The sequence below is a fragment of the Halorhodospira sp. 9622 genome (genome assembly GCF_022228025.1).
GTDB lineage: Bacteria > Pseudomonadota > Gammaproteobacteria > Nitrococcales > Halorhodospiraceae > Halorhodospira > Halorhodospira halophila_A.
Genome location: NZ_JAJNRE010000009.1, coordinates 57,039 through 70,758 on the forward strand (window position 1 = coordinate 57,039; position 13,720 = coordinate 70,758).

The following is a 13,720-nucleotide window of genomic DNA, read 5'->3' on the forward strand; positions in this document are numbered from 1 at the left end:
GCAGGGGATTATGGGGTTGGACCGTTGCCAGCGCCGGGAGTTGCGTCGGCTACCGGCTCCCAGCCGTAGCCAGCGGCCTCGAGTTCGCGGGTGAGCGCCTCCAGCGCCTCGGTGGCCCGCGGCGCCGGCCCGCGCACACCGAGCTCGACCTCGAAGCCGCGCTCGCGGCCGCCACCCGGCAGACAGGAGATGCGCAGATCCGGGTACGCGGCGGTGAAGCGCTCAAGGAGCGGGATCATCGCCCCCTCGCGCGCCCCGGGGACACGCACCGCGCGCTGCAGCGTGCGCCCCGGCGCCTGCAGGTGGGCGTAGTGGGTGTCCAGCACCCACTCCACCATGGGCCAGGCCATGCGCGGGAAGCCGGGGACGAAGTGGTGGTCGCCCCAGGAGAAGCCCGCCACCCGGTTGACCGGGTTGGGGATCATCCAGGCGCCGGCGGGAAACTCCACCATGCGCAGGCGCTGCTCGGTGGTCTCGGCACCGAACTGCTCGCGCATGGCCGCCTCGGCCTCGGGGTGGCGCTCCAACGGCCGTCCCACCGCCTCGGCGCAGCACTGCCGGGTGCGGTCGTCGGGGGTGGCGCCGATGCCGCCGAAGCTGAAGACGATGTCGCCCCCGGCGAAGGTCTCGCCCAGGGTGCGGGTCAGCAACTGCGGGTCGTCACCGATCAACCGCGCCCAGGCGAGCTCCAGCCCGCGGGCGTCGAGCCGCTCGATCACCGCCTCCATGTGCCGATCACGGCGCCGGCCGGTGAGCAGCTCGTCGCCGATGATCAGGGCCCCGAACCGGGGCGTATGGTCCGCATGCTCGGTCATGGCGTTGTACCGTACCGCCACCGCGTCACCCCGGCAACCGCGTCTTCATAGATGCGCAGCAGCGCCGGCATCAGGAACAGCACGATACCCGTGGCCCCGGCCAGACCGAAGGCGATGGCCGCCGCCATGGGGATGAGGAACTGCGCCTGTACCGACTGCTCGGCGAGCAGCGGCAACAGCCCGCCGATGGTGGTCAGCGAGGTGAGGATCATCGCCCGCAGGCGCTGGCAGGAGGCCTCGGCCAGGGCCTCGACCACCGGTGTGCCGTCATTGCGGATCTGCTTGTAGAACAGCGTCAGGATGATGGCGTTGTTCACGGTGATGCCGGTCAGGCCGAAGAGGCCGAAGAGCGAGAGCAGGGTCAGGTCGAGCCCCATGACCCAGTGGCCGACCAGCGCCCCGACCAGCCCGAAGGGGATCACCGACATCACCAGCAGCGGCCAGCCGTAGGAGGCGAAGACCCACGCCAGGATCAGGTAGATCAGCCCCAGGGCGAAGAACAGCCCGCGCTGCATATCGGCCAGGGTCTCGTCCTGGAAGTCCGCCTGCCCGCCGAACTCGGCGGCCACGCCGTAACGCTCGGTGAGTTCCGGCAGGACATTCTCGCGCAGATCGGCGCGGATCTGCCCGGTGTTGGCCACCCGGTCGTCCACGTCGCCGGTCACACTCACAGCCAGCTCGCCGTTGTGGTGGCGCACCACCTCGAAACCACGGCGCGACTCGATGGTGGCCACGCTCTCCAGCGGTACCAGATCCCCGTCGGGCAGGCGGATCTGCAGATCGGTCACCGCCGAGAGATCGCGGCGCTCGGCCAGCGGCTGGCGCAGGCGCACCTCCACCTCGTCACGGCCCTGGTGGTAGACCTGGGCCAGCTCGCCGGCGAAGGCATCGCGCACCTGCCGGCTGACCGCCTCGGTGGTCAGCCCCAGGGCCCGGCCTTCGGCGGTGAGACGGTACACCCACTGCTCCTGACCGTAGGGCAGGTCGTCGTCGATGCTGCCCAGCCCCGGATAGCGGTGCAGCACCTGGCGCAGCTCGTCGGCGGCCGCCCGCAGGGTGCCCGGATCCCCCTGGGTCAGGCGGACGTCGATGTCCTCGCCGGGCGGGCCGGCGCTGCGCTCGCGGATGACCAGCCGCTCCAGACCGGGGCGCTCGGTGATGCGCTCCTCCCAGGCGTTCATCAGATCGGTGTTGCGGACGTCACGATCCTCCGGCGAGATCAGCTCCACGGCGATGCTGCCGTAATGATCGCCACGGTTGGCGTCCTGGGCGTCGCGGGCCTGCATCTCGCCGTAGCGCACGGTGTGGGTGCGCACCAGCCGCTGCTCGGAGAGCGCCTCGTCGGCGGCGTGGAGCTGGCGCTCCATGTCGGCCAGGAAGGCCTCCACCCGCTCCGGCGGCGTGCCCGGCGCGAAGCCGACGTTGGCGTGCAGCACCGTCCCCTCGGGCTCGGGGAAGAAGGTGAACTCGATCCGACCACCAACCACCAGTCCCACCGCCGCCACCAGCAGCGCCACCGCCGACGAGACCGTGGTCCAGCGCCACTCCACCGCCCGGGTGATGCCGCGCCGGTAAGCCCCCTCGCGGAAACCGTGGAAGCCGCTGTCCACCCAGCGCCGGAAGCGGCTCGGCTCGCGCCCGCGCTGATCGCCCTCGAAGGAGCGGCGCAGGTGCCCGGGCAGGACGATGAAGGCCTCGATCAGTGAGGCGATGATCACGCAGATCACCACCAACGGGATGTCGAAGAGGATATTGCCCATCACCCCGCTGATCGCCATCAACGGGATGAACGCCGCCACCGTGGTCAGCGAAGAGGCCATCACCGGGGCGAGCATGTCCCGCGCGCCGCCGGCGGCGGCCTCCCCCGGCGATTCGCCGCGCTGGAAGCGGGCCACGCCGCGCTCTCCGACCACGATGGCGTCGTCGACGATGATCCCCAGGGTCATGATCAGCGCGAAGAGGCTCATCATGTTGATGCTGCCGCCCACGCCCCAGAGCACCACCAGCGCGGTGAGGAAGGCGGCGGGGATGCCCACCGTCACCCAGAACGCCACCCGGGCGGTGAGGAAGGTGAATAGGATGGCCACCACCAGCAGCAGCCCGGCCAGGCCGTTGCTGACCAGCAGGCCGATGCGTTCGCTGATCAGCTCCCAGAATTCGTCGTAGACGGTGAGCTCGAGCCCCTCGGGTAGGGTCGGCGTGACATCGTCGTACCAGGCCTCGAGGATGGCCGCCGCCCCCAGGGCGTCCTCGCCCTCGGCGCGCTGGACGTAGAGTTCGATGGCGGTGTCCTCGCCCAGGCGGAAGTCCACCTGGCCGTCCCGGGCGCGGCGCTCGATCTGCGCCAGGTCGCTGAGCAGCAGCGGCTGGCCATCGCCGTCGGTGATCTGCAGATCGCGGAACTCCTGCACGCCGCGGCGCTGCTCGAGGCTGCGCAGCTGCCGGGCGATATCCGCCTCGCCGGCCTCGCCGCCGGGCAGATCGGTGCTCTCGGCGTCGATGGCAGCCCCCAGGTCGCCGAAGGTCAGACCGGAGTCGAGCAGCACGCGCTGCTCGACCTCGATGGCCGTCTCCAGATCCGGCATGCCGGTGACCTCGACATTGGCCACCCCGCGGCGCAGCAGGTCGTCCTCGAGCTCACGCGCCCAGGCGCGCATGCTCGATGGCGGGGCATCGCCGCTGAGCACCACGCGGGCCACCGGGTCGAACTGGGTGATGCGCCGGATGGTCGGCTCCTCGGCCTCCTCCGGGAGGTTGCGCACGGCGGCGACGCGGTCCTTGACGTCCTCCACCGTGTCGGCCATATCGGTGCCCTGGAAGAACTCGAGGCTGATGTTGCTGACGCCGTCCGCCGAGCGCGACTGCATCTCACGCAGCCCCTGGACGTCGCGCACGGCGTCCTCCAGGGGGGTGGTGACCGAGTCGGCGACGTCCTCGGCGGTGGAGCCCGGCCACTGCACCTGCACGGTGACCACGTCGAGCTCGAAGCTGGGGAAGAACTGGGTGTTGAGCTGGCTGACGGCGTAGAAGCCGCTGATGAACATCAGCGCCAGCACCAGGTTGGCCGCTACCGGGTGCTCCGCCAACCAGCGCAGCGCGTCTCGCCGCTGCTCGACCATCGCCTAGCGGCTCTCCGCTTCGACGCGCACGCGCAGCCCATCCGTGGCCTGCGGGATCTGGGTGGTAACGATCTGCGTGCCGGCATCGATCTCCGGGGCGCGAACCAGCGCCCCCCGGCCCCCGTCGGGGCGCCGCGCCTCGCCCAGGCGCTGCACCTCGATGCCGCGTAGGCGCTTGGCCTCCTCGTCCTCCTCGATGACGTAGAGCCGCTCGGTGCCGTAGAGCGCCTCGTAGGGCACCACCAGCGTGCCCGGCTCCGGGGGCAGCTCCAGCATCACCTCGGCAAAGCGATCCAGGGCGACCTCGTCGTGGCGCTCCTCGACGGCGAAGATCGCCTCGACCCCGCCGCGCTCCCGGGGGGTGTGCCCGGCCAGCCGGTCCAGCTCCAGGGCGAGCCCGCGGCCGTCCACCAGGGCCTCACCGTACACCCCGGTGTCAGCGGCGCGGGCCCGATAGAGGGCCCCGATGCGCGTGGTGGGGATCTGCACCCGGACCTCCAGCTCGCCGGTGTCGTAGAGGCCGACGAGTTCGCTGCCCGGGCTCACTCGATCGCCCCGGCCCACGGCCACCGCCCTGACCCGGCCGTCGAAGGGGGCACGCACCTCGGTGCGGCGCACGTCGCGCCGGGCCTGGTCGCGGGCCGCCTCCGCACTGTCGCGCCGCGCCTCGGCCACGGCCAGGCGCTCCTCGGCGTCGTCCACCGCCTGTTGCGCCCGGATCACCGCCTGGCGCTGCCGCTCCCGGGCCTCCTCGGCGTCGTCGAGTTCCGAGGGCGAAGCGGCGTTGTCGGCCACGAGCTCCTCGAGCCGCGCCACCCGCCGCTCATCGATGGCCAGCAGCGCCTTCTCGGCCTCGAGATCCTCGCGGTCCGCCGCAACCGCGCGGCGCTCCTGGCGCAGTGCGGCCTCCTGCTCGTCGAGATCGGCCTGACGCTGGCGCAGGGTGTCACGCAGTTCACCGTCGTCCAGGCGCACCAGCAGCTCGCCGGCCTCCACCACGCGGCCGTCGCGCGCCCGGACCTCGGCGACGTCGGCCTCCACCGCGGACTTGACGGTGACATCCGAGGGCGACTCGATATAGCCGAACAGGCGCAGCAGCGGCTGGTGGACGCCGGGCTCGGCGCGCTCGGTGGCGACCACCCACGAGGGTTCGGTGGGCTCCTCGGCAGGCGGATCGGGGCGGGTCCAGACCAGCGCCGCCAGCACCAGCACGGCCGCCAGCAGCACCACCACGGGCGCAGCGACCCCCCAACCCTTGCGCAGCAACGAACGTAACGGCACGCAGCCCTTCCTTTTCGTCTCGAATGTCGTGGAGCGACCCCGGCCGCCCGGTCAGACCTGATTGAGCAGCGCCAGTTCCGGCGGGCTCCAGTAGAGATAGAACTGCCGCTCCACGTAGGGATCCGGCCAGTGGCGGAAGTGGTGGCGCAGCAGCGTCACCGGCACGATCAGCGGCACCATGCCGGTGCGGTACTGCTCGATGACGTCCACGACCTCCTGCTTGTCCGCCGGATCCAGCTCCCGCTTGAGGTAGCCGAGCAGGTGATAGAGCACGTTGGCGTGCCGCCCCCGGGTGGCCGGCCGGGCCAGCGCCGCCATGAACGCCTCGATGTAGGCCTCGGCCACGGCCTCCAGCGGCCGCTCGCCCAGCGTCGAGACCAACCGCCCGAGCGCGCGCATGCGCTGGTCGTCGTGGGCCATGAGCAACAGCTTGTGCTCGGCGTGGAAGTCCACCAGGGCCTTGCGCGTCAGACCCGCCTCGACCAGGCGCTGCCAACGGTAGTAGCAGAAGACCCGACAGACAAAGCCCTCGCGCAGGGCCGGATCATTGAGCCGGCCCTCCTCCTCGACCGGCAGCAGCGGATTCGTCTCCATCAGTGTCCGCGCGTAGGCGCCACGGCTTGAGAACCCGGCCGGATGGCCGTCGGGCTTATACACCTTGACCCGCTCCATGCCGCAACTCGGCGACTTGGACTTGAGGATATAGCCGCTGAGCCAGTGCAGCTCACGCCCCTTCTCGCGGCCGTAGGCCTCCATGGCCTCGGTGACGTCGGTCTGCCGGTCACGCACACCACGCACCCGCACCCGCTCGTCCTCGGCCTGCTCCAGGCGGATGGGCGGCCGCGGGGTGGGCAGCCCGATGGCCACCTCGGGGCAGACGGGCACGTAGCGGAAGTAGCGCGAGAGCGCCTCGGTCACGAAGGGATTGCGCTTGTGGCTGCCGTCGTAGCGCACCTCCTCGCCGAGCAGGCAGCTGCTCACGCCGACCGGTATGCGTGGCTCTGGCTCTTGGGCACCATCCTCCCGGTTCTGCTCACTCTCCCGACTCATGATCTCCCTGGGTTTGTACATCTTTTGTACAGCATTCTAAACGTCCTGTGCCGGCCCCGCACCCACACTGCGCTCGATGGCACGGCGCAGCGCCTCCATGTCCGGGACCATGAGGCAGTCGGGCACGCCGTCCGGCGGCTCCGGCGGGCCGTGACGGCACATCAGCGCCGCCTGCATACCCGCGGCCAGGGCGCCGGCGGCGTCGGTGTGCGGATCATCACCGACGTGCAGGACCTCCCCCGGCGGTACCCCGGCACGCTCACAGGCCAGGGCGAAGATCGCCGGCTCCGGCTTGGGGATGTCAATATCCACGCCGCGCACCACGAAGTCGACGCAGGGCCCCAGCGCCGTACGGTAGACATCGGCGTTGCCGTTGGTGATCACGCCGATCCGAAAGCGCGCCGAGAGCTCGCGCAGCGCCGGCAACACCTCGGGGAACGGGGCCACCCGGGCCTGCCGCGCCTCGAGAAAGACGGCAAAGGTCTGCTCCACAAAGCGCTCCGCGGCCGTCCCATCGATCCCGCAGCAGCGGGCGATCTCGGCCATGGTGGCACGGCGCAGGGTGGTCGCGTTGCGCGTCAGCTCAGGCCGCGCGGCGGCGAGTTCGCGGCGGAGCTGGCGCATGCGATCGGGATCGAAGCGCTCGGCCACCACCGGGTAGGCTTCGCGCAGGTAGTCGTGCAGGGTCTGCTCGGCCGCCGCGAGCACGTCCTCGACGGACCACAGGGTGTCGTCGAGATCGAAGGTCAGCGCCCGCAGCGGTGCCCGGATCATGAGCCGGCCGCCTCTTCGCCGCCGCCCGCCCGGCGCCACAGCGCCGGGCCACCGCAGGTCGCCTCGATCCGCTGGAGCAACTGCTCGTGGGCCTCGCGCTCCAGCTCGCCCGATTCCGGGACGCGCAGTCGCGGCCGCTCCGGGGACAGCCGCTGGATCGGCTCGGCGCCGCCCGGCTCCAGGCCCTCGCCGTCCAGGGAGAGCTTGCCCTGGCCACCGGTCATGGCCAGGTAGACCTCGGCGAGCAGCTCGGAGTCGAGCAGCGCGCCGTGGAGTTCGCGCCGCGAGCCGTCCACGCCGTAGCGCTTGCACAGCGCGTCGAGGCTGCAGCGCTGCCCCGGATGCATGCGCCGCGCCAGCTGCAGCGAATCGGTGACGGTGCAGTAGTCCTCGAGTTGCCCCCACGCCGGCCCCAGACGGGCCAACTCGGCGTCGATGAAGCCGACGTCGAAGGGGGCGTTGTGGATGATCAGCTCGGCATCCCGGACATAGTCGACGAAGCGCCGGGCGATGTCGGCGAAACGCGGCTTGTCCGCCAGGAAGCGGTTCGACAGGCCGTGAACGTTCTCCGCGCCCTCGTCCACCGCCCGATCGGGATTGAGGTACTCGTGGAAGTTGTTGCCGGTCAGCCGCCGGCGCTCGAGTTCCACGCAGCCGATCTCGATGATGCGGTGCCCCTCGGCGGGGTCCATGCCAGTGGTCTCGGTGTCGAGCAGGATCTGCCGCATGGCTCGGGTCCCGGGTACTTTGCAACGATTCCAAATAGTCTGCGGTGCGCCCTATCCCGGGTCAACGCAGGTTGTGCGAAAGGGCACACGATAACGCCCGCCCGTCGGATTTGCGACACGCGCGCGCCGCTCGCCGCCCGGCCACCGCCCGGCCACCGCCCGGCACAGGGCGGCGGCGACCGCGGACCGGGCGTGGCACGCGCCTTGCTGCACTGCGGGCAAGCCACCCACGACCGGAGCTGCCCGCCCATGCGCAACCAGGAGATCGCCGCTCTGCTCGACGAGCCGGGCTGCGCCCACAACCAGGGGTCGAAGTCCGGCTGCGCACGTCCCACCCCCGGGGCCGCCGCCGGCGGCTGCGCCTTCGACGGCGCCCAGATCACCCTGCTGCCGGTGGCCGACGCCGCCCACATCGTCCACGGCCCCATCGGCTGCGCCGGCAGTTCCTGGGATAACCGCGGCACCCGCTCCACCGGGCCCACCCTGTGGCGCATCGGCATGACCACCGACCTCAGCGAGCAGGACGTGATCATGGGCCGGGGCGAGGCGCGGCTGTTCCACGCCATCAAGCAGGCCGTGGACGAACACGCCCCGGCGGCGGTGTTCGTCTACAACACCTGCGTACCGGCACTCACCGGCGACGACCTCGAGGCGGTGTGCGGCAGCGCCGAGCGCCGCTGGGGCACGCCAGTCATCCCGGTGGACTGCGCCGGATTCTACGGCAGCAAAAACCTGGGCAACCGCATCGCTGGCGAGGCGGTGGTCCGGCACATCGTCGGCACCCGCGAGCCGGAACCGGTGCCGGCAGAGGACCAACCGGCGGACCGCCAGATCCACGACGTAGGCCTGATCGGCGAGTTCAACATCGCCGGCGAATTCTGGAACGTCCTGCCGCTGCTCGACGAGCTCGGCCTGCGCCTGCTCGGCAGCCTATCCGGCGACGCCCGCTACCACGAGCTGCAGACCCTCCACCGGGCCGAGGCCAACATGCTGGTCTGCTCCAAGGCTTTGCTGAATGTGGCGCGCACCCTGGAGGAGCGCTACGGCATCCCGTATTTCGAGGGCAGCTTCTACGGCGTCGCCGACACCTCCGCCGCCCTGCGCGGCTTCGCCCGGCTGATCGACGACCCGGCGCTGACCGAGCGCACCGAGCAGGTCATCGCCCGCGAGGAGGCCCGCGCCGATGCCGCGCTGGAGCCCTACCGCGAGCGCCTGCGCGGGCGCCGCGCCCTGCTCTATACCGGCGGCGTGAAGAGCTGGTCGGTGGTCTCGGCGCTGCAGGATCTGGGCATGGAGGTGGTCGCCACCGGAACGCGCAAATCCACCGAGGCGGACAAGGCGCGTATCCGCGAGCTGATGGGCGAGCAGGCGCAGATGCTCGATAGCGGCGCGCCGCGGACGCTGATCGACACCGTCCGCGCCCACGAGGCCGACGTGCTCATCGCCGGCGGACGGAACATGTACACCGCGCTGAAGGCGCGCATCCCGTTTCTGGACATCAACCAGGAGCGCCCCCACGCCTACGCCGGCTACACCGGCATGGTGGAGCTGGCCCGCCAGCTGTGCCGCAGCATCGAGAGCCCCATCTGGCCCCAGGTGCGTGAACCGGCGCCCTGGGAACGGCAGGAAGGGAGGACCGGGCCATGACCCGCATCGAACGATCCACCAGCCCGCTGAGCGTCAACCCGCTGAAGGCCAGCCAACCGGTGGGTGGCACCCTCGCCACCCTCGGCTTCCGCGGCGCCGTGCCGCTGCTCCACGGCGCCCAGGGCTGCACGGCCTTCGGCAAGGTCTACTTCGTGCGCCACTTCAACGAGCCGATCCCGTTGCAGACCACGGCCATCGACCCGATCAGCGCGGTGCTCGGCGCCGACGATAACGTCCTCGGCGCCCTGGATACCCTGTGCAGCAAGTCCGCGCCGGCGCTGATCACGCTGCTGACCACCGGGCTCTCGGAGGCCGAGGGTACGGACATCGAACGACTGGTGCGCACCTTCCGCAGCGAGCACCCGGAGCACGCCACCACCGCCGTGGTGCCGGTGAACACGCCGGATTTCGTCGGCAGCCTGGCCAGTGGCTACGCGGCCACGGTGGAGGCGGTCATCGAACACCTGGTCCCCGCCGAGGGCACCCGCCCCGGCCGGGCACCGCGGCGGGTCAACCTGCTGCTCTCCGACGCCGTCTCGCCCGGGGATGCCGAGGCGCTGTGCGAGTTGCTCGAGGCCTTCGGCCTGGAGCCGGTGGCCATCCCCGACCTGGGGGCCTCCATGGACGGCCACCTAGACGACGACGATTTCAGCCCCATCACCACCGACGGGACGCCGCTGGAGGCGCTGCGTGGCTGCGGCGACGCCGCCGCCACGGTGGTCGTGGGCGCCTCGCTGAACCGCGCGGCGGACCGGCTGCGCGAGCGCACCGGGGTCCCCGACTACCGCTTCGAGCACCTGATGGGCCTGCACGCCACGGACCGGCTGGTCATGGTCCTGTGCGCCATCGCCGACCGCACCGCCCCGCCACCACGCATCCAGCGCCAGCGTCGGCAGCTGCAGGACGCCCTGCTCGACACCCACTCGGTGCTCGGCACCACGCCGGTGGGCGTGGCCACCGAGGCGGACCTGCTCGCCGGGCTGACCACCCTGCTCCACGACGCCGGCGCCGAGGTGACCACCGCCGTGGCCCCGGAGCGCTCGCCGGTGCTCGACGCCGTACCGGCGCGCCGGGTGCATATCGGCGACCTGGAGGCGCTGGAGCACCACGGCCGCGAGGACGGCGTGGAGCTGATCCTCGGCAGCGGCCACGCCGCCGCCACCGCCGGCCGGCTGGGGGTGCCCATCGTGCAGTGCGGCTACCCCATCTGGGAGCGGGTCGGGCTGCACACCCGCCCCCGGGTGGGCTACCGCGGCAGCCGCGACACCCTCTTCGAGCTGGCCAACACCCTCCTCGAGCATCGCGAGGTGCACGGCGACGTGCGCCCCTACCGCTCGATCTACCGCAGCGCCGATATCGCCTGAGGAGCCGTGATGACTGTCCGTCACTTGAGGATCGCCGACGGGGAGGGGCTGGAACCCGCCCACCAGGGCTCGGTGCGCATCGCCTTCGCCACCGCCGACCGGCACACCGTGGACCAGCACTTCGGGCTGGCCAGCGGCTTCGCCATCTACCAGGTGGGGTGTTCGGGCACCCGGCTGCTGGAGGTGGCCGACATCGAGGAGCCGGCCGACGCGGCGCCGGACTGCGACCGCCTGGCACCGCGCCTGCAGGTCGTCGAGGGCTGCGCCGCGCTCTACTGCAACGCCATCGGCGCCCCGGCCGTGCGACGGCTGCTCACACAGGGGTGCCAGCCGCGCAAGGTCTCCCACGGCACCGCCATCGACACCGTGCTGGGCACCCTGATCGCGCAGTTGCGCGAGCGCCCGCCGGCCTGGCTGAGCCGGGCCCTGCGCGGCGAACCGGCCGGCGAGGCCCGTTTCGACGCCATGGAGGCCACCGGCTGGTGGGCCGACTGACCAGCTGCAGCCAACCAGGGAGGAACCCCCATGTGGACCTGGAACCCGCAGGACGAGCAACCCGAAACCACCGCCACCGCGCAGGTCCTGGACGACCAGGATCCCGCCCTCGAGACACCGTTCATCCGTGAGCTGCTCCGCCAGGTCCGTGCCACGGACACCTTCGGGGCGTGGGAACACTACAGCGATGCGGCGGTCATCGATCCGTTCATCCTCACCCCCGAGCGCAAGCGCGCCATCCCCGTGGTCGCCGACCCCGACGGCGAAACGGTCAACCGGGTGCGCACCTTCTACAACGCCGTGTCCGCGCGGATCGAGGCGCGCAGCGGGGTGATGGCGGTGCCGGTGATCAACCTCAGCCACGAAGGCTTCGGCCGCGCCTTCGTGCTTGCCGGCAAGCTGGTGGTCGTCGACAAGCCGCTGCGCGACGTCCACCGCTTCGGCTTCGCCAGCACCGAGAAGCTGGTCAGCCGCGGCGAGCGCCTGGTCGACGGGGCGGTGGCCCTGATCGAGCGCTTCCCGGAGGTGGCCCGAGCCTGAATCCGGCGCGGCCGGACCGACGGACTATACTCCGCTGGGGGGTTCGACCCCGTAATGGAGGATAGCCCGATGGCTCATTCATGGTTGCGCACCGCCGGTGCTGCGCTGCTCATTGCCCCGCTGGCGGCCAGCGCCGGCCAGGAGATTCGCATCGGCTGGACGGCCTGGGCCGACGCGGAGTTCGTCACCCGGATCGCCGAACGGCTGCTCGAGGAGCGCTACGACGTCGACGTCGAACTGGTCCAGACCGACATCGCGCCGCAGTACACCGGCATCGCCCGCGGCGACCTGGACTTGATGCTGATGTCGTGGCAGCCGATCACCCACGAGGACTACATCGAGCGCTACAGTGACGACCTGCTCGACCTGGGCGTGCTCTACGGCGACGCCCGCCTGGGCTGGGTGGTGCCGCGCTGGCTGTACGAGGACGGACTGACCAGCATCGATCAGCTCAATGAGGAGCGCTGGCAGGACGCGCTCGACGGGACCATCCAGGGCATCGACCCGGGCGCCGGGCTGATGCGCCTGTCCCACGAGGCCATCGAGACCTACGGGCTGGATTATACGCTGATCGAGGCCAGCGACGCCGGCATGACGGCCTCGCTGGACCGGGCCGCGCGCCGCGACGAGCCCATCGTGGTCACCGGCTGGAGCCCGCACTGGAAGTTCGGCGCCTACCAGCTGGCGTTCCTCGACGATCCGAGGGGCGCGCTTGGCGGCGCGGAGACCATCCACGCCCTCGCCCGCCTCGGCTTCGACGAGGACCATCCGCAGATCGCCGCCTTCATCGGCTGCATGGACTACGACCTGGAGATGCTCAACGACTACCTGTTCATCGGTCGGGACGAGTCCACCGAGGCCGCCGTCGACCGCTTCTTCGAGCAGGAGACCGAGCTCATCAGCGCCTGGGCCGCCTGCGCCACCGAGCAGTAAACCCGCCCCACCGACCCTGCCCCTGCCGGATCCCTCCGGCAGGGCTCCGGAGCAGCGCTCAGTCCCCGTCCTCGAACCCGGGGGCGTCGTCGCGGACCAGCAGCAGATCCGTGGACACCTCCCGCAGCAGCCGTGCGGCAACGCTGCCGAGCAGCATGTTCGCCCAGCGGCCACGCCCGTGGTTGCCCATCACCACCAAATCGGCGCCCAGCCCGCCCAGGGCCTCGAGCAGGATCGTGGCCGGATAGCCGGCGTGCACCTCCAGGTGCACCTCGTCGGCGCCCAGCCCCTCGTCCCGGGCGAACGATTCCAGGTCGGCCCGCGCCTCGTCCATCCAGCGCGTCTGCTGCTCCTGGATGTAGCTATCGCCGATGCCGGCAGCGCGCATGCGATCCAGCTCGGCGGTATCCACCACATAGAGCAGGTGCAGCTCGGCCGCCGGGAAACAGCGCCGCGCGTACTGAAGCGCCGCCCGCGAGCAATCCGAGAAATCGACGCCCACAGCAACGCGCCGATACGGCGCATCGGAGTCGCGCCGGACCACCAGCGTCGGCGTCCGTGCGTGGCAAACCAGCTGCTCGGCGGTGGTGCCCAGGATCCAGTCGCGCACGTACTGCCGGCCGTGGGCACCGACGACCAGCAGGTCGGCGCCGCCCTCGTCCGCGGCGTAGACCACCTCGCCGATCACATCCCCGATCAGGACCCGGGGCTGCGCGCGGTGGCCCGGGGTCCCGGACTGGAGCTGCTGCTCGGCGGCGGCCTGGAACACCCCTTCCCGATCCGGCGAGCCGCTGAGCGCGCGCAGCCCCGGCGCGTCGCTTTCGATGACGTGGACCGCCTCCAGCGTGGCGTCCCAGGCCTCGGCCAACTGTACGGCGCGGCGCCCGGCCCGCCCGGCGCGTTCCGACAGGTCGCTGGCGAAGACGATTTTCTGCATGCTCATGACGGCTCCCTCGATCGCATCCGGCAGAATC

General features: G+C 71.3%; 12 protein-coding genes. 5 read left to right on the forward strand and 7 right to left on the reverse strand.

Going from position 1 to position 13,720, the window contains the following annotated elements; translation table 11 throughout:
• Positions 1-8 precede the first annotated feature (8 nt).
• From LRG07_RS06975 to dnaQ, 6 genes are read right to left on the reverse strand one after another with little or no spacing between them, the layout of a single operon-like run.
• On the reverse strand, positions 9-815 hold the full coding sequence (locus tag LRG07_RS06975) for a molybdopterin-binding protein (RefSeq protein ID WP_201168048.1): 807 nt from the start codon (positions 813-815) through the stop codon (positions 9-11).
• Positions 812-3,934, reverse strand: a complete 3,123-nt coding sequence (locus tag LRG07_RS06980; RefSeq protein WP_201242840.1) for an efflux RND transporter permease subunit — start codon at positions 3,932-3,934, stop codon at positions 812-814. Before LRG07_RS06980 ends, LRG07_RS06975 begins: the two co-directional genes overlap by 4 nt.
• A 3-nt stretch (positions 3,935-3,937) precedes the next feature.
• Positions 3,938-5,215, reverse strand: a complete 1,278-nt coding sequence (locus tag LRG07_RS06985) for a biotin/lipoyl-binding protein (RefSeq protein WP_201168050.1) — start codon at positions 5,213-5,215, stop codon at positions 3,938-3,940.
• A 51-nt stretch (positions 5,216-5,266) separates the two neighbouring features.
• Positions 5,267-6,265, reverse strand: a complete 999-nt coding sequence (locus LRG07_RS06990) for a DUF523 and DUF1722 domain-containing protein (RefSeq protein WP_238636775.1) — start codon at positions 6,263-6,265, stop codon at positions 5,267-5,269.
• A gap of 36 nt (positions 6,266-6,301) precedes the next feature.
• The gene (locus tag LRG07_RS06995) at positions 6,302-7,039 is read right to left on the reverse strand and encodes an HAD family hydrolase (protein ID WP_201168052.1); all 738 of its coding nucleotides are present in this window, start codon (positions 7,037-7,039) and stop codon (positions 6,302-6,304) included.
• Complete coding sequence (gene dnaQ, locus LRG07_RS07000; protein ID WP_201168053.1) at positions 7,036-7,767, reverse strand: DNA polymerase III subunit epsilon; 732 nt, start codon at positions 7,765-7,767, stop codon at positions 7,036-7,038. The genes LRG07_RS06995 and dnaQ overlap by 4 nt, the downstream gene beginning before the upstream one ends.
• Before the next feature lie 249 nt (positions 7,768-8,016).
• Between dnaQ and nifE the strand changes: the two genes are divergently transcribed.
• The 5 genes from nifE to LRG07_RS07025 all read left to right on the forward strand — a co-directional run bounded on the left by nifE (position 8,017) and on the right by LRG07_RS07025 (position 12,746).
• A complete protein-coding gene (gene nifE / locus LRG07_RS07005) occupies positions 8,017-9,414 on the forward strand; it encodes a nitrogenase iron-molybdenum cofactor biosynthesis protein NifE (protein ID WP_201168054.1) in 1,398 nt (465 codons plus the stop codon).
• The gene (nifN, locus tag LRG07_RS07010) at positions 9,411-10,778 is read left to right on the forward strand and encodes a nitrogenase iron-molybdenum cofactor biosynthesis protein NifN (RefSeq protein ID WP_201242836.1); all 1,368 of its coding nucleotides are present in this window, start codon (positions 9,411-9,413) and stop codon (positions 10,776-10,778) included. The genes nifE and nifN overlap by 4 nt, the downstream gene beginning before the upstream one ends.
• A gap of 9 nt (positions 10,779-10,787) precedes the next feature.
• Positions 10,788-11,273, forward strand: coding sequence for a NifB/NifX family molybdenum-iron cluster-binding protein (locus tag LRG07_RS07015; protein WP_201168056.1), 486 nt, complete (start codon positions 10,788-10,790; stop codon positions 11,271-11,273).
• Between the two features lie 30 nt (positions 11,274-11,303).
• Positions 11,304-11,813, forward strand: a complete 510-nt coding sequence (locus tag LRG07_RS07020) for a NifX-associated nitrogen fixation protein (protein WP_201168057.1) — start codon at positions 11,304-11,306, stop codon at positions 11,811-11,813.
• A 69-nt stretch (positions 11,814-11,882) separates the two neighbouring features.
• Complete coding sequence (locus tag LRG07_RS07025) at positions 11,883-12,746, forward strand: glycine betaine ABC transporter substrate-binding protein (protein ID WP_238636777.1); 864 nt, start codon at positions 11,883-11,885, stop codon at positions 12,744-12,746.
• A 58-nt stretch (positions 12,747-12,804) separates the two neighbouring features.
• Here LRG07_RS07025 and LRG07_RS07030 read toward each other — a convergent pair whose 3' ends face one another.
• Entirely contained in the window at positions 12,805-13,689 is an 885-nt protein-coding gene (locus tag LRG07_RS07030) for a universal stress protein (protein WP_238642044.1), read from the reverse strand.
• Between the last annotated feature and the right edge of the window lie 31 nt (positions 13,690-13,720).